This window comes from Streptomyces aureocirculatus (genome assembly GCF_000720475.1).
In the GTDB taxonomy this organism is placed as follows: Bacteria; Actinomycetota; Actinomycetes; order Streptomycetales; family Streptomycetaceae; genus Streptomyces; species Streptomyces aureocirculatus.
Genome location: NZ_JOAP01000006.1, coordinates 96,301 through 119,115, shown reverse-complemented (window position 1 = coordinate 119,115; position 22,815 = coordinate 96,301). Strand labels below are relative to the sequence as shown.

Below are 22,815 nucleotides of genomic sequence, written 5' to 3'. Positions count from 1 at the left end.
ACCGCCCGGCGGAGCGCCCCCTCACACGCCCCGCAGGGACTTCCTCAAGTGGTGTCCGTCATGGACTTCCTCCGGCGGGGAGGCGGACGGTGGCCGGCCGCCCGCGATGACGAGGCTTCGCCTCACCTCCACCGGCCGATCTCGACGTTCTCCAGGATGCCGAGCGCGTCCGGCACCAGGACGGCCGCGGAGTAGTACGTCGAGACCAGGTAGGAGATGATCGCCTGCTCGCTGATGCCCATGAAGCGCACTGACAGGCTCGGCTCGATCTCGTCCGGGATGCCCGCCTGATGCAGTCCGATCACGCCCTGCTCGTCCTCGCCCGTACGCATGCAGATGATCGAGGTGGTCCGCTCCTCGGTCACGGGGATCTTGTTGCACGGGAAGATGGGCACGCCACGCCAGGTGGGGATGCGGTTGCCGGACATGTCGATGCTCTCGGGCACGAGTCCGCGCTTGTTGCACTCGCGTCCGAACGCGGCGATCGCGCGCGGGTGGGCGAGGAAGAGCTTCGATCCGCGCCGACGGCTGAGCAGTTCGTCCAGGTCGTCGGGGCTCGGCACGCCGTCGTGCGGCTGCAGTCGTTGCTCGTAGTCGCAGTTGCTGAGCAGCCCGAACTCGCGGTTGTTGATCAGCTCGTGCTCCTGGCGCTCCTTCAACGCCTCGACGGTGAGCCGTAGCTGGTGCTCGGTCTGGTTCATCGGCTGGTTGTAGAGGTCGGCCACGCGCGTGTGGATGCGCAGTACGGTCTGGGCGACGCTCAGTTCGTACTCGCGTGGCCGCGACTCGTAGTCCACGTACGTACCCGGCAGGACCGCTTCCCCGACGTGGCCCGCGGAGAGGTCGATGGCCGCCTCTCCGTAGGCGTTGGTGCGCTGGGCGGGGATGGTGCGCAGGCTGTCGAGGTGTGCCTGCAGCGACTCGGAGCGCTCCGCGACCTGCTCCAGGTCCTGGCGCGGGAGGGTGAGGACCGTGCAGGCCGTCACCGCGCGCACCGAGTACTCCCAGATGGCCTCCGGGTCGATGAGTGCCTGCTCGCCGAAGTACGCGCCGTCGGCGAGTGTGCCGAGGACCGAGTCCTCGCCGTAGGGTCCTGTGCCGAGCTTCTCCGCGCGGCCGTGGGCGAGCAGGAACACCTCGTCCGCCTGGTTGCCGAACGACGTGAGGACCGCGCCGGGCTCGAACTCCCGTTGCTGGCAGCGGCGCGCCAGCTCCGTGAGCACATCCTGGTCCTCGAAGTCCCGCAGCACCGGCAGTTCACCCAGCTCGGCCGGGATCACCTCGACGCGGTCCCCGGCCTTGACGAACGTGACACGGCCGTCGCCCACGGAATAACTCGTCCTGCGGTTCACCCGATACGTGCCGCCCTGCACCTGCACCCAGGGCAGCATCCGCAGCAACCAGCGGGAGCTGATCTCCTGCATCTGCGGCGCGGACTTGGTGGTGGTGGCCAGATTCCGCGCTGCGGATGTGCCGAGACTCTGCTGCGGCCTGTCCGGCTCCGTACGGATCTCTTCGCCTACCGACATGGTGAATACCCTCCCGATCATGCGCCGACCTCGCCTGCAACCCTTTCAGCACGGTGAGTGCGGGCGCCATCACACAAACGAGCGGGAATGGATGGGCGAAGCACCGGGCAGGTGGCCGCCGGCCTGGTCAGATCCTTCGTACATTCGTCCGAGAAACCCGCGCTCAGCGCTCTGTGCGACGTCGGCGGCCGGATACCGGCCGCCGGGTGAAGGGTTTCCGGCCAACCCCTGTGTGCGGGCCGACCGGCTGACGCGGCCGCGGGGCCGGGTACGGCGGCGGGGCGGAGGGGAACTGCAAGATCCGGGCGCTCGTTCAACGGGACGAGCGCAGCGCAAGCACCATCCGCACCACATCGTCAGGAGAAGCAACATGGCAGGCTTCCTGGACCGCGCCAGAGAACAGGTGCAGCAAGGTCTCAACCAGGGCAAGCAGAAGCTGGACGACGTACAGGCGCAGCGCGCGGGAAACGACCTGCTCAAGCAGCTCGGCGCGGCCTATTACGCGGAGCGGCGCGGCAGCGGCACCCCCGACGCCACCCAGCAGGCACTCTCCGCCCTGGAGGCACATGTCGCGACCCACGGCGACGGTTTCCTGCGCGCCTGACGCCACCTCGCTGACCAGCCCTTCAATTGACCGGATCGGCTCGCACGGTGCCCGAACAGAGGGTTCGGGCACCGGCAGTTCCGGTAAGAGCTGCGTACGAGGCGGCCGCGACGGGCGACCGTCGCGCCCCGAAGGAGACGGTCATGGCCCCACCCATGTCCGCGAACAGGTTCCTGGACGTACTGGAGGACGAAGGCGTCACGGTCGTCGAGGTCGGCGACTGGCGCGAGCACAACCGCAACCATGTGGGCCCCTGGGGCCCGGTGCACGGCGTGATGATCCATCACACCGTCACCTCCGGCTCCGAGGCGACGGTGCGGCTGTGCCGCGTCGGCCACCCCTCGCTTCCCGGCCCGCTCTGCCACGGCGTCATCACCAAGGACGGCCGCGTGCACCTTGTCGGCTACGGCCGCGCCAACCACGCGGGGCTCGGCGACGACGACGTCCTGCGCGCGGTCATCGCGGAGAAGGCCCTGCCCCCGGACAACGAGGCCAACACCGACGGCAACCGCCACTTCTACGGCTTCGAGTGCGAGAACATGGGCGACGGCGAGGATCCCTGGCCCGACGCCCAGTTGGACGCCATCGAAAGAGTCTCTGCCGCCATCTGCCGTCATCACGGCTGGACGGCCCGCTCGGTCATCGGCCACCTGGAGTGGCAGCCGGGCAAGATCGACCCCAAGGGGTTCACCATGGGCGCGATGCGGGACCGTATCCACGAGCGGCTGAAGTAGCGGCGGCACACCAATGGAGGGCACGCGAGGGACAATGGCGGGGTGTCCTCCACCCCGCCCGCGTCCGAGCTGAGCCCCCGGCTCCCCACTCCGCTCCAGCCGGTCACGGACCCCCGTTTCGAGGCCCGCGGCCTGCGGCTGCTGCTCAAGCGCGACGACCGGATACACCCCGACCTGCCCGGCAACAAGTACCGCAAGCTCGTCCTCAACCTCGAGCGGGCCCGTGCCAGGGGGCATCACACGCTGCTGACCTTCGGCGGCGCCTACTCCAACCACCTGCGGGCCACCGCCGCCGCGGGCCGTCTCCTGGGCTTCGGTACGGTCGGGATGGTCCGCGGCGACGAGTTGGCCGACCGCCCCCGCAACGCTTCCCTCGCCCGGTGCGAGGCGGACGGCATGCGTCTGCACTTCATCGACAGATCGACGTACCGCCAAAAGGCCGAGCCGGAGGTCCTGGCCAGGCTCCAGGGGCAGACGGCCACCGAGGACGCGTACGTCATCCCCGAAGGCGGCAGCAACGCCCTCGCCGTCCAGGGGTGCGCGGCCCTCGGCGCGGAGCTGCGCGGCCACACGGACGTCGCGGCCGTCGCCTGCGGCACCGGAGGCACCCTCGCGGGCCTGGCGGCGGGCCTCGGCCCCGGCCAGCGCGCGCTCGGCATACCCGTGCTCAAGGGCGGCTTCCTGGGCTCCGGGACGGCTGCGCTGCAGCGCGCCGCGTTCGGCGTTCCCGGGACCAACTGGACTCTCGACGACCGCTTCCACTGCGGCGGCTACGCCCGCACCACCGCGGAACTGAACGCCTTCGCTGACGACTTCGAGGACCGGCACGGCCTTCCTGTAGAGCGGATCTACGTCGCCAAGCTCCTGTACGCGCTGACCGCACTCTCCGAAGAGGGCGCCTTCGCCCCGGGGACCAGGGTCACGGCTGTCGTCACCGGCACCCCGCCGGTCGCGTGACCCCGCCTCAGTCCTCGACCTCCCGGTGGGCGGCCGCCTCCTCCAGGTCCAGCTTGCGCAGCAGCGTCCGCAGCATCTCGTCGTCGATGCGCCGCTCGTCCCGCATGCGCACGAACACCTCGCGCTCGGCGGCGATCGCCTCGCGCGCCAGTCTGCGGTAGGTGGCGTCCGCCGTCTCCCCCGTCACCGGGTTGGGCTGGCCGAGGCGCTCCCACACCGCGTTGCGGCGCCGTTCGAGAACGGTGTTCAGGCGGTCCTGGAGGGGCCCTGGCAGGCTGTTGCGCTCGTCCTCCATCAGGTCCCGCAGCCGGGCCTCCGCGGCCTGGGAGGCGGCGTTCTGCGCCTGCGCCTCGGCCAGCGTCTGCTCCTGGGCGTCCCTGCCCGGCAGTTTCAGGACCCCGATCAGCCACGGCAGCGACAGGCCCTGCACCACCAGCGTCCCGATGACCGTGGTGAAGGTCAGGAAGAGCACGAGGTTGTGCGCGGGGAAGGGCTCGTCGTGCTCGGTCACCAGCGGGATCGAGAACGCGATCGCCAGCGACACCACACCGCGCATCCCGGCCCAGCCGACGATCAGCGGCCGCCGCCAGTCCAGGTCGCCCTCGCGCTCCCGGATCCGGGCCGACATCGCGCGCGGAAGGTACGTCGCGGGATACGACCACACGAAGCGCACCAGCACGACGCACACGAACACCGCGACGGCGTACCAGACCGCCTGTCCCACGCTGTACTCGCCGAGCTCCCCGAGCACGACCGGCAACTGGAGGCCGATGAGCGCGAACACCGCCGACTCCAGGAGGAACCCCACGACCTTCCACACCGCGGCCTCCTGGAGCCGCGTCTCGAAGTCGACCTGCCAGGAACGGTGCCCCAAGTAGAGGGCCACCACGACCACGGCGAGCACTCCGGAGGCATGCACCTGTTCGGCGGCCGCGTACGCGACGAAGGGGATCAGGAGCGACAGGGTGTTCTGCAGCAGCGCCTCCTTCAGGTGGGTGCGCAGCCAGTGGAGGGGCACCATCAGGAGGAGCCCCACCCCGACCCCGCCCACGGCCGCCACGAGGAACTCCTCGATGCCGCCGGCCCAGCTCGCGCCCTCGCCGACGGCCGCCGCGAGCGCCACCTTGTAGGCGGTGATCGCCGTCGCGTCGTTCACCAGGGACTCGCCCTGGAGGATCGTGGTGATGCGTGAGGGCAGTCCCACGCGGCGCGCGATGGCGGTCGCCGCGACGGCGTCCGGCGGCGCGATCACCGCCCCCAGGACGAGGGCCGCGGTCAGCGGGAGGTCGGGGATCAGCAGATAGGCGAGCCAGCCGACGACCAGCGTCGCGAACAGAACGTAACCGACCGACAGGAGCGCGACGGGCCTGACGTTGGCCCGCAGGTCCAGATACGAGCTCTCCAGGGCGGCCGTGTGCAGCAGCGGCGGCAGGATCAGCGGCAGCACCACGTGCGGGTCGAGGTGGTAGTCCGGCACCCCCGGCACGTACGCGGCGATCAGCCCGGCGCCGACAAGGAGCAGGGGCGCCGGCACCGGAGTGCGCCGCGCGGCACCGGCCACGGCGGCGCTCGCGGCGATCAGCGCCACCAGGGGCAATACGTCCATCGGCAAGGTCCTCCGCCGTCCGCTCTCCCGTCGTAACCTGGCCATCATGAACGAGTGCTCGCACGTCAGCGCGCTGCCCCACCCCGAACCAGCACCCCTGAGCGAAACGTGCCGGGAGTGCCTCGCGGCCGGGAGCCACCCCGTACAACTGCGGTTGTGCCTCAGTTGCGGGCACGTCGGCTGCTGCGACTCCTCGCCCTTCCGGCACGCGACGGCGCACTTCGAGGAGACCGGGCATCCGGTGATGCGAACTTTCGAACCCGGCGAGGACTGGCGTTGGTGTTTTGTCGACGGTTCGATCGTCTGAGGCGTGGGTACGTCAACCCGACGCTCGTTCTTTCCAATTGGGCCCGCAAAACCCCTAGCCACTGTCCGTACCCGTAGGCTTACTATGAGTGACAGCAACGGGGCGGGGTCCCCGGGACACGGAACTGAGCAGCGAGGTAGCGTCACCGCTTGAATACGTGGGGCGTCACCCGTGTGACCCAGTCCGGACCACCGTGACACGGCGGCCGGAGCCCCGAAAATGCTTGTACCACCTTGGAGGTGAGGGTGTCCCAGATCGCAGGCGAGCCCGGGAATCAGGACTTCGTGGAGGTCCGCCTTCCGGCTGCGGGTGCCTACCTGTCGGTGCTGCGTACGGCCACGGCCGGCCTCGCGGCGCGCTTGGACTTCACCCTGGACGAGATCGAGGACCTCCGCATCGCTGTCGACGAGGCCTGCGCGATCCTGCTCCAGCAGGCCGTGCCCGGCTCGGTGCTCAGCTGCGTCTTCCGGCTCGTGGACGACTCCCTGGAGGTGACCGTTTCGGCACCCACCACGGACGGCCGTGCCCCGGAGCGCGACACCTTTGCCTGGACTGTCCTGTCAGCGCTCGCAGGCATGGTCGACTCCTCGGTCGCCGACGACAAGACCGTTTCGATCAGCCTCTACAAAAAGCGCGGCGCGGGACCCGGGCCGGCGTGAGGAACGGGGACGGGCCGGTGCGGGACGACGAGCGCGGCACACGTGACACACACGGTCTGCCCGCCCGCGGCAGGGGCGGCACGCGTCCGGCCACCGGGCGCGGTCCGATGCAGCCGGGGCCTGCCGCCCCGGGCGGCATCCCCGAGCAGCAGGCGAGGCCGCACCCACAGGATCCGGAGCAGCCGGGTCCACCGACGGGCGGGACGATGAGCGAGCACGAGCAGCACAGCCGGCACGATCCACGGGACCGCAGCGGCGCGCGAGCGATGTTCGTGAACCTGCGCTCGCTGAATGACGGCAGCCCGGAGTACGCGGAGCTGCGCAATCAGCTCGTCCGCATGCATCTGCCGCTCGTGGAGCACCTGGCGCGCCGCTTCCGCAACAGAGGCGAGCCTCTGGACGATCTGACCCAGGTCGCCACGATCGGCCTGATCAAGTCGGTGGACCGCTTCGACCCGGACCGTGGCGTGGAGTTCTCCACGTACGCCACCCCGACGGTCGTCGGTGAGATCAAGCGCCACTTCCGCGACAAGGGCTGGGCGGTGCGGGTGCCGCGGCGTCTTCAGGAGCTGCGCCTGGCCCTGACCACGGCGACGGCCGAGCTTTCCCAGTTGCACGGCCGCTCCCCCACGGTGCACGAGCTGGCGGAGAAACTGGCGATCTCCGAAGAGGAGGTCCTGGAGGGCCTGGAGTCGGCCAACGCCTACTCCACGCTGTCGCTCGACGTCCCGGACACGGACGACGAGTCACCGGCCGTCGCGGACACCCTCGGCGCCGAGGACGAGGCCCTGGAGGGCGTCGAGTACCGCGAGTCCCTCAAACCGCTCCTGGAGGACCTGCCGCCGCGCGAGAAGCGGATCCTGCTGCTGCGGTTCTTCGGGAACATGACGCAGTCGCAGATCGCGCAGGAGGTCGGCATCTCGCAGATGCACGTGTCGCGGCTGCTGGCCCGCACCCTCGCGCAGTTGCGCGAGAAGCTCCTTGTGGAGGAGTGAGCGCCTCCCGAGCGGGTCGGCTTCCCGAACAGGTTGCCGCCGCAGAGCGGCGCTGAGGGCGGCGAGGTCTTCCTCGCCGCCCTCAGCCGTTCGTCACCCCCGCACGCGGAGGCGACACCACCGCACGCCTTTTCGATGGGAGCTACTTGCCGCCCTCTTGTGCACTGCCGGGGCCGGTGATGCCGAGCGCCTCGGTCGTCGCGGGGTTGACGAGCAGGACGAGCGTGGCGACCGCGACCCCGGCGAGCGCGATGCCGCCGGGGATCATCGCGCTGTCCGCCTGGAGCAACTGCCAGGCCACGGGCAGCGCCATGATCTGCGTGATGATGGCCGGCCCCCGCGCCCAGCGGCGCAGCCGGAGCAGCCCGCGCGCGGCGAGCAGCGGAAGGAGCGCGAGGACGAGCAGCGTGATGCCGCCCGTCGTCGCCTGCCGCGGGTTGTCGGGTTCGCCCGCGAGGCCCATCACGAGCATGTAGGCACCGCCGACGACGAGGGCCAGGCCCTCCAGCGCGGTGAGCGCCGCGGCGGCCGTGAGGCGCCCGGGGCGGGGGCCCGACGCGGGGGCTTCGGGGGTGGTCTTCGGCTCAGTGCTCACGCATCGAGGGTAGCCCCGGGCATCCGGAGCCCGGCACCTCGGTGGGGTCCGCGCAAGACCTCGGTCTGGGCCAGGTACAGACCGCTAGGTAGTCTGCTGCGCATGCGTGCACTTCTCGTGGTCAACCCGGCGGCTACTACTACCAGTGCGCGCACCCGTGACGTACTGATCCACGCCCTCGCGAGCGAGATGAAGCTGGAAGCGGTCACTACGGAGTACCGCGGTCACGCCCGCGACCTCGGCAGGCAGGCCGCGGAGAGCGAGGACATCGAGCTGGTCGTGGCCCTCGGCGGCGACGGCACCGTCAACGAAGTCGTCAACGGTCTGCTGCACAACGGCCCCTCTCCGGAGAACCTGCCCCGCCTCGCCGTGGTCCCCGGGGGTTCGACCAATGTGTTCGCCCGCGCCCTGGGGCTGCCGAACGACGCCGTCGAGGCGACCGGCGCCATTCTGGACGCGCTGCGTGAGGGAAGCGGACGGACAGTGAGCCTCGGCCGGGTCTCGGGCACCCCGGGCACGGAGGACGAAGCGGTGCCGCCGCGCTGGTTCACGTTCGCGGCGGGGCTGGGATTCGACGCCGGCGTGGTGGGCCGGGTCGAGCAGCACCGGGAGCGCGGCAAGCGCTCGACGCACGCCCTCTACGTGCGCCAGGTAGTACGCCAATTCCTCGGCGAGAGCGACCGCCGGCACGGTTCGATCACGCTGGAGCGGGCAGGCGAACAGCCGGTCACCGACCTCGTGATGTCCATAGTCTGCAACACCTCCCCCTGGTCCTACCTGGGCAATCGTCCGTTGTACGCGTCTCCGAAGGCGTCCTTCGACACGGGCCTGGACGTGCTCGGTCTCAAGCGGCTCTCGACCGCTTCGGTGGCCCGGTACGGCACGCAGTTGCTGCGCTCGACGCCCGAGCGCGGACCGCACGGAAAGAACGCGGTGGCGCTGCACGACCTGACGGACTTCACCTTGCATTCGAAGGTGCCCCTGCCCCTTCAGATGGACGGCGACCACCTGGGGCTGCGGACGAGCGTGACGTTCACAGGCGTACGCCGTGCACTGCGTGTGATTGTGTGAGTGGAAGGGCCTAAAGTCCTTTCACTCGAACGTTTAGGCCAGGATCCACCCCATGGAAGTACGGCTGTGACTCAGTCGACACCGAGGAATCAAAAAAAACTTTCCGGAAGGGGTTGTATCCGTCGCCGAGGTTTGCGAATCTCTACATGGCGATCGGGACGGCCCGCAACACCGGCCTCTACAAATCGCCAGAACCCCTCCTCTCACCACAAGGTCCACACCAGGCAACTGGGAGTCGGCCCTTCCCGCGCGGGGGGATTCGTGAAAGCGTTCACATTCACAAGCAATCTTCATGTATGACCAAGGAGAGGTAGCAGCCATGGACTGGCGTCACAACGCCGTTTGCCGCGAGGAAGACCCCGAGCTGTTCTTCCCCATCGGCAACACCGGTCCTGCGCTGCTGCAGATCGAGGAAGCCAAGGCCGTATGCCGTCGCTGCCCCGTCATGGAGCAGTGCCTGCAGTGGGCGCTCGAGTCCGGCCAGGACTCCGGCGTCTGGGGTGGCCTCAGCGAGGACGAGCGCCGCGCAATGAAGCGCCGCGCCGCCCGCAACCGGGCGCGCCAGGCCAGCGCCTGACGCCCACGCCCCCTTACGAGCCCGAGCTTGGCGGCGCGTGTGCCTGACGGTGTTCATCCGTAGACAGCGCGTACGCAACCCCCGCCCCCGAGCCGCAGCCGCGCAGTACCCCCCGATGCGCATCGCAACGTGAGCAAGAAGCCCCTGACCTACCCGGTCCGGGGCTTCTTGCTGTGCTGACTGCTGCGCTCCCTGTGTGCCTTTCGCAGTGCGTATTGCCGTGGGTTCTACTGCGCGCGTGGCCGGGACGTTCACATACCGTCACCGTGGCGGCCGTTTGCGACCGCCACCATCTGCTCCTCAAAAGGCCCCGAGGGGTCGGTGTCGGCTACTTGTCGCCGCGCACCGGAATGTCGAGAACCACCCGAGTGCCCCGTTCCGGCGCCCTGACCATGTCGAACGTGCCGCCCAGCTCGCCCTCGACGAGGGTGCGCACGATTTGCAGGCCCAGGTTGCCCGAGCGATGCGGGTCGAAGCCGGCGGGCAGGCCGACCCCGTCGTCATGGACGGTGATCAGGAGCCGGGCCTCCTTCGCGGTGCCGCCGCGGACCGCGGAGACCTCGACGCTGCCCGTGTCCCCCTGCGCGAAGCCGTGCTCCAGGGCGTTCTGCAGGATCTCCGTAAGCACCATCGACAGCGGCGTCGCGACTTCGGCGTCGAGAATGCCGAAGCGTCCGGTGCGCCGGCCCGTCACCGTACCGGGCGAGATCTCCGCGACCATGGCGAGGACGCGGTCGGCGATCTCGTCGAACTCCACCCGCTCGTCCAGGTTCTGGGACAGTGTCTCGTGGACGATCGCGATCGAGCCCACCCGGCGCACCGCCTCCTCCAGGGCCTCGCGCCCGGAGACGGAGTCGATGCGGCGCGCCTGAAGCCTCAGCAGTGCCGCGACCGTCTGGAGGTTGTTCTTCACCCGGTGGTGGATCTCCCGGATGGTGGCGTCCTTGGTGATCAACTCACGCTCTCGGCGGCGTAGTTCCGTAACGTCCCGCAGCAGCACCAGCGAACCGATCCGCGGCCCCTTGGGCTTGAGCGGGATGGCACGCAACTGGATCACGCCGTCGCCGCCCTCGATCTCGAACTCGCGGGGTGCCCAGCCGCTGGCGAGCTTGGTCAGGGCCTCGTCCACCGGGCCCCTGGAGGGAGCGAGTTCGGCGGTGGCCGTGCCGAGGTGGTGCCCCACGAGGTCGGCGGCGAGTCCGAGACGGTGGTACGCGGACAGGGCGTTCGGCGATGCGTACTGGACGACGCCGTCCGCGTCCAGGCGCAGCAGACCGTCGCCCACGCGCGGGGACGCGTCCATGTCGACCTGCTGCCCCTCGAACGGAAACGATCCTGCGGCGATCATCTGCGCCAGGTCGGAGGCCGACTGCAAATAGGTGAGTTCGAGCCGCGAAGGGGTGCGCACCGTGAGGAGGTTGGTGTTGCGGGCGATGACTCCGAGGACGCGCCCCTCCCTGCGCACGGGGATGGACTCGACGCGCACCGGGACCTCTTCGCGCCACTCCGGGTCGCCCTCGCGCACGATGCGGCCCTCGTCGAGCGCCGCGTCGAGCAGCGGCCGGCGGCCGCGCGGGACCAGGTGGCCGACCATGTCGTCCTGGTAGGAGGTCGGTCCGGTGTTGGGCCGCATCTGCGCGACGGAGACATAGCGCGTGCCGTCGCGCGTGGGCACCCACAGCACGAGGTCGGCGAAGGAGAGATCGGAGAGCAGTTGCCACTCCGAGACCAGCAGATGCAGCCACTCGAGGTCGGAGTCGCCGAGGGCCGTGTGCTGGCGTACGAGGTCGTTCATGGAGGGCACGTCTGCGAGCGTACCCGGCGTTTCCGGCCGTACCCGGCGGCCCCGACTGTACCTGCCTGCGCTTGGCGGCTCCGCTGTATCCGCCTGTGCCCAGCTCTGCTCGACTGTGCCCGCCCGTCCTGGCTGTGCCTTCATCTACTGGCGGCCCCGGACGGACCTCGCGGCGCCGGACGGACCTGGCAGTCCCGGACGGACCACTGTGGCCCCGGGAGTCCCGACAGGCCGCGGCGCCGGGGCGGGACCCTCAACCCGACCCCAACACCGCAGCCCTTCAGGTGCATCGACGACCGGAATGTGCGGTACCAGCCGCCGATTCGGGAGAACCCGGCGCGGTCAGGGCAGAGAGCGCCGGCTCCTCGATCCGCTCTTCTGTGCGGGAAGAGCGGGGCTTTACTCCCGCATTGTGGACTAGACCATTCTCCCATGTCTATGTGCGGGGAGCGGTTTGTTGTCGGATCTTCCTCCAGTCGGGTTTCCGGTCCCCGCTTCGGGCTGCGCCGCCGCGAAGTCCGTTTTCCGGAGCCGGTCGGCGGCGGTCGGCGGCGACCGGAAGCCGCCCCGAAGCTGCCCCGGGGCCGACTTCTGGGCCAACCCCGTGCCGATCCTGTACTGACCCGAGGGTGACCCGGTCAGACCGTCGGCCAGCCCCGCATCGCCAGGTCGACGACGGCGTCCAGGTCCTGTCTGCTGGCGCCGTCGCGGGACTGCTGCGAGAGCCCTTGGAAGACCGCGCCCACATAGCGGGCCAGGCGCGCGGCGTCCGCGTCCCCGGGCAGTTCCCCGGCGTCGACGCCCTGCTGGATGCGGGCCGCGAAGGTCGCGATGTTCGCGTTGCGCTGCGCGCGCAAGGTCTGCTCGATCTCCGGGGTCGTGCAGTTGGTCGCCGCGTGAATGACCATGCAGCCATGCGGGTGGCCGGGCTCGGTGAAGACCGCGGCGGCCTCGCGCAGGACACGCTCCATCGCGGCACGGGCCGTCGGCTCCTCCGCCAGCGCGCGACCGCCGAAGGCACCGTACGAGCCCGCGTAACGCACCAGGACCTCCTCGAACAAGGTCCGCTTGTCGCCGAAGGCGGCATACAGACTCGGGGCTCCGATGCCCATCTCGCGGGTGAGGTCGGAGACGGTCGTCGCCTCGTACCCGTGCTCCCAGAACTGGCGCAGGGCCTTCTCCAGGGCCGTGTCCCGGTCGAAGGAGCGCGGTCTGCCTCGCTGTTTCGTCGCCATGGAAAAAATTCTATAGCGCCCGCTAGAAAAGCGGGAGCGAGTCGGGTACGGTTTTTGTGTAGCGGACGCTAGAGAAAGACGGAAGACGGGGGGCTGGTCATGAGCGCAGCGGGGACAGGTACGCCGGAGACTCGTGCAGCGGGGACGGGTACGACGAGCATGCGTGCGGCGGACATGGGCGCGGCGGAGACGGGTGCGGCGGCGGTGGCCGGGACGGCCGGTGGACGGCTGGTCGGCAGGACCGCTCTGGTCACGGGCGGCAGCCGGGGCATCGGGCGGGGCATCGCCGAGCGACTGGCGCAGGACGGCGCGCGGGTCGGCGTGCACTACGGAAGCAACGAGGCCGCGGCGAAGGAGACGGTGGCGGCGATCGAGCGGTCCGGCGGCTCCGCGTTCGCGATCGGCGCGGAGCTGGGCGTGCCCGGCGACGCGGCAGCGCTGTGGGCGGCCTTCGACGCCCATGCGGACGGCCTGGACATCCTGGTGAACAACGCAGGGGTCGGTACGTCACGGCCGTTCGCGGACACGGACGAGGCGGAGTACGACCGATTGTTCGCGGTGAACGCCAGAGCTCCGTACTTCATCACCCGTCTCGGCACGGAGCGACTGCGGGACGGCGGACGCATCATCAACATCTCGTCGGGCGTCTCCCACGCGGCCGTGCTGCCGGACATCATGACGTATGCCATGACGAAGGGTGCTCTCGACGTCTTCACGCGGAACCTGTCCAAGGTGCTCGGCCCCCGCGGCATCACGGTCAACGCGGTGGCGCCCGGCATCGTGGACACGGACGTCAACGCCGCCTGGCTGCGCGGTGAGGAGAACAAGGACGCGTGGGCGGGCGCGGCGGCGATGTCGGCCCTGGGCAGAGTCGGAACGACGCAGGACATAGCCGATGTGGTCGCTTTCCTCGCCTCGCCGGACGGACGGTGGGTGACGGGTCAGTGGATCGACGCGACGGGAGGATCACTGGCCTGATCATGGGCCTGATCACTGGCCTGAGCGAACACCCCGGCCGGGCCCGGCCGGGCCCCCGCCCTCGGACCGCTCACCGAGTCTCCGTCACCTTCGCCAGCGCCCGCGGCGCGTCCGGGTCCTGGCCGCGGGCGATCGTGACCTCGTGGGCGAGCAGTTGCAGGGGGATGATCTCCAGGATCGGCTGGACCTCCTCGGGTACGCCCTCCGTGGGCAGGACGAACCCGGCGGACGCCTGCTCGACCTGGCGCTTGGGGCCGATGACCACGAGGTCGGCGCCGCGTCCGCGCAGCCGGTCCAGGACGGGTTGCAGCGCCTCCCCTCCTCTGCCGTCCGGGACTACGGCGATGACAGGCGAGATGTTGTCGACCATGGCGAGGGGGCCGTGCAGAAGGTCGGCGCCGGAGTAGGCGAGGGCGGGGATGTAGCTGGTCTCCATCAGTTTGAGGGCGGCTTCCTTGGCGGTGGGATAGCCGTAGCCGCGGGAGGTGATCACCATGCGTTCGGCGAAGCGGTAACGGGCGGCGAGGGTCCGGACCTCCTGCTGGCGGGCCAGCAGGTCGGCGGCGAGTCCGGGCAGGGGGCGTGCCGCGGCGCCGTCGCCGTCGCACAGGCCCTCGACGAAGAGATAGAGGGCGAGCAGGGACGCCGTGTAGGTCTTCGTGGCGGGCAGGGCCTTCTCCGGGCCCGCGAGGATATCGATGTGGTGCTCGGAGACGGCGGCCAGTGGGGAGTCGGGGTTGTTGGTGACCGCGAGGGTGAGGGCGCCGGCCTCACGGGCGGCCTGAGTGGAGGCCACCAGGTCCGGTGAGCCGCCGGACTGGCTCACGGTGATGACCAGTACGCCCCTGAGGTCGGGTTTGGCGCCGTAGGCCGTGGTCGTGGACATGGAGGTGAGGCCGCAGGGCAGCCCGAGGCGGACTTCGAGAAGGTACTTGGCGTACAGGGCGGCGTTGTCCGAGGTGCCGCGGGCGGTGAGCAGCACGAAGCGGGGGCTGCGGGCGGCGACCCGGGCGGCGGTCTCGCGGATCTTCGGGGCGCCGGTGCCGAGGAGCCGCCGCAGGACATCGGGCTGCTCGGCCATCTCGCGGGACATGATGCGACCGGGCTGCTCACGGTAGGTGGAGGACGACGTCACAGTCATGACTCCCACTGTGCTTGCTCCTGGGCGGGAGCGCTTGCCCACCCGGGAAGTGTGGATTTACCCGAGCGCCACCCCCAGCACCGCCCCAGCACTACTCCAGCACTGCTCAGCCCCAGCACTGCCTGAGCGCCATGGCGCCCTCCCCGGAGCCTCCCGGGCGGGCCCGCGCGCCCGCGCAGGCCACCGCTCCCGCGAGCCGCCGCAATCCAGCCCTCCCGGGGGCCGCGCTTCGTCCTCCCGACCCGATCGGGTGCAGTCCCGGGGAGGGCGCGGTGGGGTGAGGTGCGGTCCCAGGGTGGGGCCTAGTTCGGGGCGCGGGTGGGGCCTGAGGCCTGATACGGGGAGACGGGAGGGACCCGATACGGGGAAACGGACGGGACCCGATACGGGGAGACGGACGGGACCCGATATGGGGGGCGGGAAAGGTGCGGGGCGGGGCGGGGGTGGGGGTGGGGAAGCGTGTGTCGGGGCGAGGGGGCTCTGCTAGATTGGTCTATACCACACTGCGGGCGTACCTCCCCTCCTCCCCTACTCCAGATCGGCAGGCACAGCGTGGAAGTTGTCATCGTCCCGGACGCCAAGGCAGGCGGCGAGCTCATCGCGGAGGCCATGGCCGCCCTGGTTCGCCGCAAGCCCGAGGCCCTGCTCGGTGTCGCCACCGGCTCGACCCCGCTGCCCATCTACGAGGCGCTGGCGGCTAAGGTCCGCGAGGGTGAGGTTGACGCCTCGCGGGCGCGGATCTGTCAGCTCGACGAGTACGTGGGGCTGCCGGTCGGGCACCCGGAGTCGTACCGCTCGGTGGTGCTGCGGGAGGTCGTGGAGCCGCTCGGGCTGAGCGAGTCGGCGTTCATGGGTCCGGACGGGAGCGCGGAGGACGTGCAGGGCGCGTGCGAGGCGTACGACCGGGCGCTCGCGGAGGCGGGCGGGGTCGACCTGCAACTTCTGGGGATCGGTACCGACGGGCACATCGGGTTCAACGAGCCCTGTTCGTCGCTGGCCTCGCGTACGCGGATCAAGACGCTGACCGAGCAGACGCGGGTGGACAACGCGCGGTTCTTCGAGGGTGACATCGAGCAGGTGCCGCACCACGTCATCACGCAGGGCATCGGCACGATCCTGGAGGCGCGGCACCTGGTGCTGCTCGCCACGGGTGAGGGCAAGGCGGACGCGGTGGCGGCGACCGTGGAGGGGCCGGTGGCCTCCGTGGTGCCCGCGTCCGCGCTGCAATTGCACCCGCATGCGACGGTGGTCGTGGACGAGGCGGCCGCGTCCAAGTTGAAGCTGGCGGAATACTTCCGGCACACCTACGCCAACAAGCCTGGTTGGCAGGGGCTCTAGACTTCCGGCCGGTACGCGGCGAACGGCGCCGGGCTCCCCCGCGGGTGGGGAGCCCGGCGCCGTTCTGCGTCGGTGCGTCAGGACCGGTCAGGACCAGTCAGGGCCGATCAGGAGCCGGTCAGGACCTCCGCTGCCGCTTGGCCGCAGACGCGGGCCGCGCCGTGGGTGGCGATGTGGAGGGCGCCGGTCGGCTTGGCCTGGGGTACGCCCATCTCGATGACGACGGTGTCGGGGCGGGCGGTGAGGAGGTGGTCGACGGCGGCTGCCATCCACGGGTGGCGGTGGGCGTCGCGGACGACGGCGACGATGCGCCGCTCCCCCGCCGCGGCAAGCGCGTCGGCGCCCGCGCGGTCACCGGTGAAGGAGCCGGTCTCGGTGCCAGGCAGACGGCGGGTGAGTTCGGCGGCCACGCCCCAGGGGGTCTCGTCGCCGACGGCGATGTTGGCGACGGGAGTGAAGGCGGCGACGTACGGGGTGCCGGTGAGGGGACCCGCGTAGATCTCGGTGTGGGTGACGGTGAGGGCACGGCGGGCCGCGCGCAAGCCGATCTCGGGGTCGGCGGCACCGGCCGGGCCTGACGCCCGGGAGGCGGAGGTCCAGTCGGCGAGCGCGCGCACCCGGGCGGCAGCGTCGGCGAGGCGCTCCTCGGGGAGTTCGCCCGCGCGGACCGCGGCCACGAGGGCGTCGCGCAGCCGCAGGACCGTGAGTTCGTCGTGCAGACCGCCGCCCACGCAGATCGCGTCGCAGCCCGCGGCGACGGCGAGGACGGTGCCGCGCTCGATTCCGTACGCCCCGGAGATGGCCCGCATCTCGATGCCGTCCGTGACGATCAGGCCGTCGAAGCCGAGTTCGCCGCGGAGCAGGTCGGTGAGGACGCGGCGGGACAGGGTGCCCGGCAGGTCCGGGTCGAGGGCCGGGACGCTGATGTGGGCGCTCATCACCGCGCGGGTGCCGGCGGTGATCGCGGCGCGGAACGGGGCGAGTTCGCGGGCGTTCAGGACGTCCGTGTCGGCGTCGATGCGCGGCACCGCGTGATGCGAGTCGACCGCGGTGTCGCCATGACCGGGGAAGTGCTTGGCGCAGGCGGCGACGCCCGCGGACTGCATGCCCTCGATGTAGGCGGCGGTGTGCCGGGCGACCAGGGCGGGGTCGGCGCCGAAGGAGCGTACGCCGATGACCGGGTTGCCCGGGTCGGAGTTGACGTCGGCGGACGGCGCCCAGTTGAAGGTGACGCCGCAGTCCGCGAGGCGGCGGCCGAGTTCGGCGGCGACGCCACGGGTCAGGTCCGGGTCGTCCACGGCGCCGAGGGCGTGGTTGCCGGGGAAGGAGGAGCCGGTGCGCACCTCCAGGCGGGTGACGTCACCGCTCTCCTCGTCGATGGCGACCACGATGTCCTCGCGCTCGGCCCGCAACTGGGCGGTGAGCGCGGCGACCTGCTCGGGGGTCTGGATGTTGCGGCCGAAAAGACCCACGGAGGCGAGGCCCTCGCCGATGCGGCGCAGCACCCAGTCGGGCGCGGTGGTGCCACCGAAGCCGGGCTGGAGCACGGCCAGGGCGTCGCGCGTCAGCGAGTCCTGCGCCCCCGCCGAACGGGAGCCGGACGCCCCCGCGGAACGGGAGCCGAAGCCCGACGAGCCCGCGGAACGGGAGCCGGACGCCCCCGAGGAACGGGAACCCGACGCCCCCGCCGAGTCGGAACCGGCGCCGGGGCCGGAGCCGGACGCCCCCGAGGAACGGGAGCCGGACGTGCCTGCGGAAGTGGAAGTCATGGTGCGTTAACCCTTCACGGCGCCGTCGGTCAGGCCGGCCACGGCCCTGCGCTGGAGGAAGACGAAGAGGATCAGGATCGGGATGGCGAACAGCGAGGCCGCGGCCATGGTGGCGCCCCAGTCGTCGCCGAAGTTGGTCTGGAAGCTGGACAGCCACACCGGCAGGGTCTTGGACCCCGCTTCCTTGTTGAGCACGAGGACCAGCGGGAACTCGTTCCAGGCGGTGATGAAGCCGAACAGCGACGTCGACATCAGGCCCGGCGCGAGCAGCGGCAGGATCACCCGGCGGAAGGCCTGCATCCGGGTGCAGCCGTCGACCATGGCGGACTCCTCCAACTCCCTCGGCACGGCGGCGACGAAGCCGCGCAGCGTGAGGAGCGTGAAGGGCAGGATCATCACCATGTAGAACAGGGTCAGCGGGATCAGGCTGTTCAGCATGTCCGCGTCGCGCACGATGATGTAGATCGCGATGACCATGACTTCCCACGGCGCCATCTGCGCCAGCATGAAGCCGATGATGAAGCCGCGCCGGCCCTTGAAGCGCATCCGGGCGAGGGCGAACGCCGCGGTCACGCCGATGATGAGGGAGAAGACGACCGCGAGAATCGTCACGGTGAGGGAGTTGCCGACCATGGTCCAGAAGTTGTCGGCGTCCATCGCCTTCTTGAAGTGCTCAAGAGTGGCGTCGGCCGGGAACCAGACCGGGTCCTCGGCGATGATGTCGCCGGTCGGCTTGAAGGCCGTCGCGAACATCCAGTACACGGGGAAGACGCAGAAGACGAAGAGTACGACGGCGACCAGGTTGGGCCAGAGACGGCCCATCAGCGAGCGCTTCACAGCTCGTCCTCCTCTTGCTTGAGCACGATCCTCAGGTAGAACGAGGTGATGGCCAGCAGGATGACGATGGTGAGCAGCGCGATGGCGGCACCCATGCCGAAGTGCTGGTTGCCCATGCCCTCGATGTAGGCGTAGACGGGAAGGATCTCGGTGAGCCGGTCCGGGCCGCCCTCATTGATCGTGAAGACCTGCACGAACGCCTTGAAGACCCAGATGATCTCCAGGAAGGTCGTGGCGTAGAGGAAGGGCCGCAGATACGGCAGCGTCACCTGGGTGAACTGCTTCCAGGCCCCGGCGCCGTCCAGCGACGCGGCCTCGTACAGCTCATTGGGGATGGTGGTCGTGGCGGCGTACAGGTTGATCGCCACGAAGGGGATGGACATCCAGACGATGAGCAGCAGGACGACGAAGAAGGTCGAGTACTGCGTGGCCAGCCAGTCGTGGTCGGCCATGGACTCGAAGCCGATCTTGGTGAGCATCCAGTTGACGACGCCGAAGCGCTGTGCGAACAGCCACTGGTAGACCGTGCTCGCCGCGACGACGGGCATCGCCCAGGCGAGTACGAGGCCCACCAGGAGGAAGGTGCGCATCCTCCGGCCGAGGCGCGCGAGGAGGAGTCCGACCAGGGTGCCGATGATCATGATCAGCACGACGTTGAGGGCGGTGAAAGCGACCGAGCGGCCGGTGACCCGCCAGAACTCCTCGCCGGTGAGGACCTCTTTGTAGTTGTCGAATCCGTTCCACTCCGTGAGGTGCAGAATGAACTGCCTCATGTTGAGGTTCTGGAACGACAGGACCCCGTTGTTGACCAACGGCCAGCCGAGCAGCAGCACGGTGACGATGATCGCGGGGGCGAGAAGCAGATAGGGCGTGAGGCCGGCGAGACGCCCTGGGGACCTGCGCGGGCCCCTTGGTCGTGGCCCGCCGTCCGGTGTCTGCACCTCCGTCGGGCCGGAGGGCGGCCGTTCGGTCTTCTGCACGGTCATGCTCGCCATCTCTTTCGTGGGCAACGCGAAGCGCCGGGGGCGGCGCGGGGGCACCTGTGGCAGCCCGGGGGACGCCGCGACCGGCACGGAAGGCGCCGGTCGCATCCCCGGTAACGCGGGGTGGCGCCGATGACGGCGCCGGTGACGCGGGGTGGCGCCAATGACGGCGCCGGTGACGCAGGGCGGCGCCAGGACAGCGCCAGGAACTCGGGGCGGCGCCGATGACAGCGCCGGTAACGCGGGGCCGCGCCGGGAAAGGCGCGAAGAACACGGGTTGCGCCGAAGGACGGCGCGAGGAACCGGATTGCGCCGCAGCGGCACGAGAACGCGGGGCTCACACCGGAGCGGCGCGGGCCACGCGGGCTCGCGCCGGATCGGCGCGGGACACACATGGGTACGCGGGACACACATGGGTACGCCGGGGGCGGCGGGGTCGGTTCACCCGCCGCCCCCGGCGGGGTCTGCGTTGTTACTGCTTCTGCGACAGGCGCTTGTTGAGGTCGCCCTCGACCTGCTCTGCGGCGTCCTCGGGCGACTTACCGTTGAGCACCGCGGTCATGTAGTTCTTGAGCGGGTTCGGCGGGTTCTCGACCGCGCCCCACTCCGGGATCAGCGGGGTGGTGCCGCCGCCGGCGGCGGCGGGAGCGGCGGCCTCGGCGGCCGCGTTGCCCTTGAGGTTGGACTCCAGGGCCTTCTTGTTCGGGATCACGCCGCCTTCCTTGGCGAGCTGGCCCTCGAACTTGTCGGACAGCGCGATCTTGAGGAACTCCTTGGCGAGCTCCTGCTTCTTGCTGGTCGCGGCGATCGCGAGGTTGGAGCCGCCGAGGAAGACGCCCTCGGGCTTGTCCGCGGTGGCGCCGGGGATCGTGAAGAAGCCGATGTCCTTCTCGATCTTCGGGTTGGCCTTGATGGCGGTGGGGGCTTCCCAGCTCATGCCGATGAAGGCGCCGGTCTTGCCCTTGGCGAAGACCTCGGCCTGCTGCGGGGTGGCCTCGTCCTTGTTCTTGGGGGCCTTGGAGAGGTCCGCGAACTGCTTGTAGGTCTTCATGGCCGCGGCGACCTTGGGGTCGCCGAGGTTGGAGACGTACTTGTCGCCGTCCTTCTTGACCAGCTCGGCGCCCTCACCGATGGTCAGGCCGACGAAGTGGTACCAGTTCTGGCCGGGCAGGTAGATCGGCTCGGCGTCGGTCTTCTCGCCGATCTGCTTGAGGTCCTTGAGGAACTGGTCGCGGGTCTTGGGAAGCTCCTTGATGCCGGCTTCGGCCCAGATCTTCTTGTTGTAGACCACGACGCGGTTGAGCACGAACCACGGAGCGGCGTACTGCTTGCCGTCGGTGACCGAGGCCTTGTTCATGGACTCGGCCCAGTCGGCGCCGATGGTCTCCTTGAGGTCACCGAGCTCGGCGAGGCCACCGGTCTTGGCGTACGCGGCGGTCTGGGTGTTGCCGATCTCGAAGACGTCCGGCGGGTTCTCCTCGGAGAGGGCGGTCGTCAGCTTCTGCTGAATGCCGTTCCACTCCTGGACCTCGAACTTCAGCTTCGCGCCGGTCTTCTTCTCGAAGGCGGCAGTAACATCCTTCTGCCACTGGTCCGGCGTCGAGCCGTCCATCGCCCAGAGCGTCAGGGTCTCGCCCTTGAAGCCGTCCGCCCCGGACTTCTTGTCGTCCTTGTCGTCGCCGCCACACGCCGCGACCGAGACCAACATGCCCGCGACACCGATAGCCGCTATGAGCTTGCGCTTCACAGTCATCCTCCTTTGGATGCCAGCCAACCCCCCACCCGCAGCGACCAAGAGGACCGAGAAAGGACCGAAAGACTGCCCGTGGGACTGGACCTGGTCTTTAATGGTGTAGACCAGTACGGGGAGCTTGGCCTAGACCTTTATAGGTGTCAAGGGTGTATAAGAAGGGCAGTCACGTCCGTTATCGGACCGACACCTGAGGGGGTTCGGGCCTTTGTCGTGCCCCGGAATTCCCCCGGGATCACGGCCTCGCGCGACCTTCGCACGAGCGGAGGGAGCCCCTCGCCCCGGACCGTGCCACGATGTGAGCCGCGACAGACGGAGGACCCGGTGACCACAGCACAGGAGCCGGCGACAACAGCAGCACAGGAGCCCGGAAGGCGGAGCATGGGGACAGAGGCGGGCAGCACCCAGGCCGGGGCGGACACGTCCGCGACGGCGTCCGTGAGCGCGACCGTCTCCGCCACGGCGGACGGCTCGGGCCCCGGAAAGTCGGTCCGCCCGGCGCGCGTGCCCAAGTACTACCGCCTGAAGCGGCATCTGCTCGACATGACCGAGACGCTGCCGCCCGGCACCCCGGTCCCGCCCGAGCGCACCCTCGCCGCCGAGTTCGACACCTCCCGCACCACGGTCCGCCAGGCCCTCCAGGAGTTGGTCGTCGAGGGCCGTCTGGAGCGTATCCAGGGCAAGGGCACCTTCGTGGCCAAACCCAAGGTCTCGCAGGCCCTGCAACTCACCTCGTACACCGAGGACATGAAGGCCCAGGGCCTGGAGCCGGCCTCGCAGCTCCTCGACATCGGCTACATCACCGCCGACGACACCCTCGCGGGGCTCCTCGACATCACCGCGGGCGGTCGCGTCCTGCGCATCGAGCGGCTGCGCCTGGCCAGCGGCGAGCCGATGGCCATCGAGACCACGCACCTGTCGGCCAAGCGCTTCCCGGCGCTTCGACGCTCCCTGGTGAAGTACACCTCGCTCTACACGGCGCTCGCGGAGGTGTACGGCGTACACCTCGCGGAGGCCGAGGAGACCATCGAGACCTCCCTGGCCACCCCCCGCGAGGCCGGGCTGCTCGGCACCGACGTGGGCCTGCCGATGCTGATGCTGTCGCGGCACTCGGTGGACGGCGGCGGCCAGCCGGTGGAGTGGGTGCGGTCGGTCTACCGGGGCGACCGCTACAAATTCGTGGCCCGCCTCAAGCGCCCTCAGGACTGACCCCGGTAGCGCAGCCCTCAGGACTGACCCGGTAGCACCGCCCTCAGGACCGACCCCGTAGCGCCGCCCCCAGGACCGCCCCCGTAGCGCCGCCCGAGGACCGACCCCGCGCGGCGCTCGTACGGGCATCGCACGAGCACCCCGCG

At 70.1% G+C, this 22,815-nt stretch carries 21 protein-coding genes; 11 read left to right on the top strand and 10 right to left on the bottom strand.

Translation table 11 applies throughout. The features are described 5' to 3' along the window. Positions 1-122: 122 nt before the first annotated feature. Complete coding sequence (locus IG78_RS0107970; protein ID WP_030560681.1) at positions 123-1,529, bottom strand: family 2B encapsulin nanocompartment shell protein; 1,407 nt, start codon at positions 1,527-1,529, stop codon at positions 123-125. 370 nt (positions 1,530-1,899) lie between these two features. On the opposite strand from IG78_RS0107970, the gene IG78_RS0107965 reads away from it, so the two are divergent. The 3 genes from IG78_RS0107965 to IG78_RS0107955 all read left to right on the top strand — a co-directional run bounded on the left by IG78_RS0107965 (position 1,900) and on the right by IG78_RS0107955 (position 3,824). Next, positions 1,900-2,133, top strand: coding sequence for a hypothetical protein (locus tag IG78_RS0107965; protein WP_030560680.1), 234 nt, complete (start codon positions 1,900-1,902; stop codon positions 2,131-2,133). A gap of 143 nt (positions 2,134-2,276) precedes the next feature. Continuing rightward, complete coding sequence (locus IG78_RS0107960; protein WP_030560679.1) at positions 2,277-2,867, top strand: N-acetylmuramoyl-L-alanine amidase; 591 nt, start codon at positions 2,277-2,279, stop codon at positions 2,865-2,867. A 42-nt stretch (positions 2,868-2,909) separates the two neighbouring features. Beyond that, entirely contained in the window at positions 2,910-3,824 is a 915-nt protein-coding gene (locus IG78_RS0107955; RefSeq protein ID WP_030560678.1) for a 1-aminocyclopropane-1-carboxylate deaminase/D-cysteine desulfhydrase, read from the top strand. 7 nt (positions 3,825-3,831) lie between these two features. On the opposite strand, the gene IG78_RS0107950 is transcribed toward IG78_RS0107955, so the two are convergent. After that, complete coding sequence (locus IG78_RS0107950; protein ID WP_030560677.1) at positions 3,832-5,430, bottom strand: Na+/H+ antiporter; 1,599 nt, start codon at positions 5,428-5,430, stop codon at positions 3,832-3,834. A gap of 46 nt (positions 5,431-5,476) precedes the next feature. Between IG78_RS0107950 and IG78_RS0107945 the strand changes: the two genes are divergently transcribed. The 3 genes from IG78_RS0107945 to IG78_RS0107935 all read left to right on the top strand — a co-directional run bounded on the left by IG78_RS0107945 (position 5,477) and on the right by IG78_RS0107935 (position 7,391). Next, positions 5,477-5,737, top strand: a complete 261-nt coding sequence (locus tag IG78_RS0107945) for a UBP-type zinc finger domain-containing protein (protein ID WP_030560676.1) — start codon at positions 5,477-5,479, stop codon at positions 5,735-5,737. Positions 5,738-5,982: 245 nt separating this feature from the next. Further along, positions 5,983-6,396 carry an ATP-binding protein gene (locus IG78_RS0107940; protein WP_030560675.1) on the top strand — a complete coding sequence of 138 codons (414 nt, stop codon included), beginning with the start codon at positions 5,983-5,985 and terminating at the stop codon, positions 6,394-6,396. Continuing rightward, a complete protein-coding gene (locus IG78_RS0107935) occupies positions 6,393-7,391 on the top strand; it encodes an RNA polymerase sigma factor SigF (protein WP_037687887.1) in 999 nt (332 codons plus the stop codon). The genes IG78_RS0107940 and IG78_RS0107935 overlap by 4 nt, the downstream gene beginning before the upstream one ends. A gap of 142 nt (positions 7,392-7,533) precedes the next feature. Here the strand turns inward: IG78_RS0107935 and IG78_RS0107930 are convergent, their stop codons facing one another. Then, on the bottom strand, positions 7,534-7,986 hold the full coding sequence (locus IG78_RS0107930) for a hypothetical protein (RefSeq protein ID WP_030560673.1): 453 nt from the start codon (positions 7,984-7,986) through the stop codon (positions 7,534-7,536). Between the two features lie 102 nt (positions 7,987-8,088). On the opposite strand from IG78_RS0107930, the gene IG78_RS0107925 reads away from it, so the two are divergent. Together IG78_RS0107925 and IG78_RS0107920 are read left to right on the top strand one after the other, a co-directional pair. Then, positions 8,089-9,057 carry a diacylglycerol/lipid kinase family protein gene (locus tag IG78_RS0107925; RefSeq protein ID WP_030560672.1) on the top strand — a complete coding sequence of 323 codons (969 nt, stop codon included), beginning with the start codon at positions 8,089-8,091 and terminating at the stop codon, positions 9,055-9,057. Positions 9,058-9,376: 319 nt separating this feature from the next. Beyond that, positions 9,377-9,634 (top strand): WhiB family transcriptional regulator, encoded by a 258-nt coding sequence (locus tag IG78_RS0107920; protein WP_016639615.1) that lies wholly within the window; start codon positions 9,377-9,379, stop codon positions 9,632-9,634. A gap of 328 nt (positions 9,635-9,962) precedes the next feature. Here IG78_RS0107920 and IG78_RS0107915 read toward each other — a convergent pair whose 3' ends face one another. Further along, a complete protein-coding gene (locus tag IG78_RS0107915) occupies positions 9,963-11,429 on the bottom strand; it encodes a PAS domain-containing sensor histidine kinase (RefSeq protein WP_030560671.1) in 1,467 nt (488 codons plus the stop codon). A 638-nt stretch (positions 11,430-12,067) separates the two neighbouring features. Beyond that, positions 12,068-12,664, bottom strand: coding sequence for a TetR/AcrR family transcriptional regulator (locus tag IG78_RS0107910; RefSeq protein WP_030560670.1), 597 nt, complete (start codon positions 12,662-12,664; stop codon positions 12,068-12,070). A gap of 174 nt (positions 12,665-12,838) precedes the next feature. Here IG78_RS0107910 and IG78_RS0107905 point away from each other — a divergent pair, with 174 nt between their 5' ends. Then, a complete protein-coding gene (locus IG78_RS0107905; protein ID WP_051852436.1) occupies positions 12,839-13,642 on the top strand; it encodes an SDR family oxidoreductase in 804 nt (267 codons plus the stop codon). Positions 13,643-13,712: 70 nt separating this feature from the next. On the opposite strand, the gene IG78_RS0107900 is transcribed toward IG78_RS0107905, so the two are convergent. Continuing rightward, complete coding sequence (locus IG78_RS0107900; protein WP_030560668.1) at positions 13,713-14,783, bottom strand: SIS domain-containing protein; 1,071 nt, start codon at positions 14,781-14,783, stop codon at positions 13,713-13,715. Positions 14,784-15,335: 552 nt separating this feature from the next. On the opposite strand from IG78_RS0107900, the gene nagB reads away from it, so the two are divergent. Then, complete coding sequence (gene nagB, locus IG78_RS0107895; protein WP_030560667.1) at positions 15,336-16,121, top strand: glucosamine-6-phosphate deaminase; 786 nt, start codon at positions 15,336-15,338, stop codon at positions 16,119-16,121. A gap of 107 nt (positions 16,122-16,228) precedes the next feature. On the opposite strand, the gene IG78_RS0107890 is transcribed toward nagB, so the two are convergent. From IG78_RS0107890 to IG78_RS0107875, 4 genes are all read right to left on the bottom strand, one after another. Next, the gene (locus tag IG78_RS0107890; RefSeq protein ID WP_225882452.1) at positions 16,229-17,890 is read right to left on the bottom strand and encodes a glycoside hydrolase family 3 protein; all 1,662 of its coding nucleotides are present in this window, start codon (positions 17,888-17,890) and stop codon (positions 16,229-16,231) included. Positions 17,891-17,896: 6 nt separating this feature from the next. Beyond that, the gene (locus IG78_RS0107885) at positions 17,897-18,727 is read right to left on the bottom strand and encodes a carbohydrate ABC transporter permease (RefSeq protein WP_030560665.1); all 831 of its coding nucleotides are present in this window, start codon (positions 18,725-18,727) and stop codon (positions 17,897-17,899) included. After that, positions 18,724-19,713, bottom strand: coding sequence for a carbohydrate ABC transporter permease (locus IG78_RS0107880; protein ID WP_030560664.1), 990 nt, complete (start codon positions 19,711-19,713; stop codon positions 18,724-18,726). The genes IG78_RS0107885 and IG78_RS0107880 overlap by 4 nt, the downstream gene beginning before the upstream one ends. A gap of 469 nt (positions 19,714-20,182) precedes the next feature. Then, positions 20,183-21,457, bottom strand: coding sequence for an extracellular solute-binding protein (locus tag IG78_RS0107875; protein WP_030560663.1), 1,275 nt, complete (start codon positions 21,455-21,457; stop codon positions 20,183-20,185). 384 nt (positions 21,458-21,841) lie between these two features. Between IG78_RS0107875 and IG78_RS0107870 the strand changes: the two genes are divergently transcribed. Continuing rightward, positions 21,842-22,669, top strand: a complete 828-nt coding sequence (locus IG78_RS0107870; protein ID WP_225882451.1) for a GntR family transcriptional regulator — start codon at positions 21,842-21,844, stop codon at positions 22,667-22,669. The last annotated feature ends 146 nt before the right edge of the window (positions 22,670-22,815 follow it).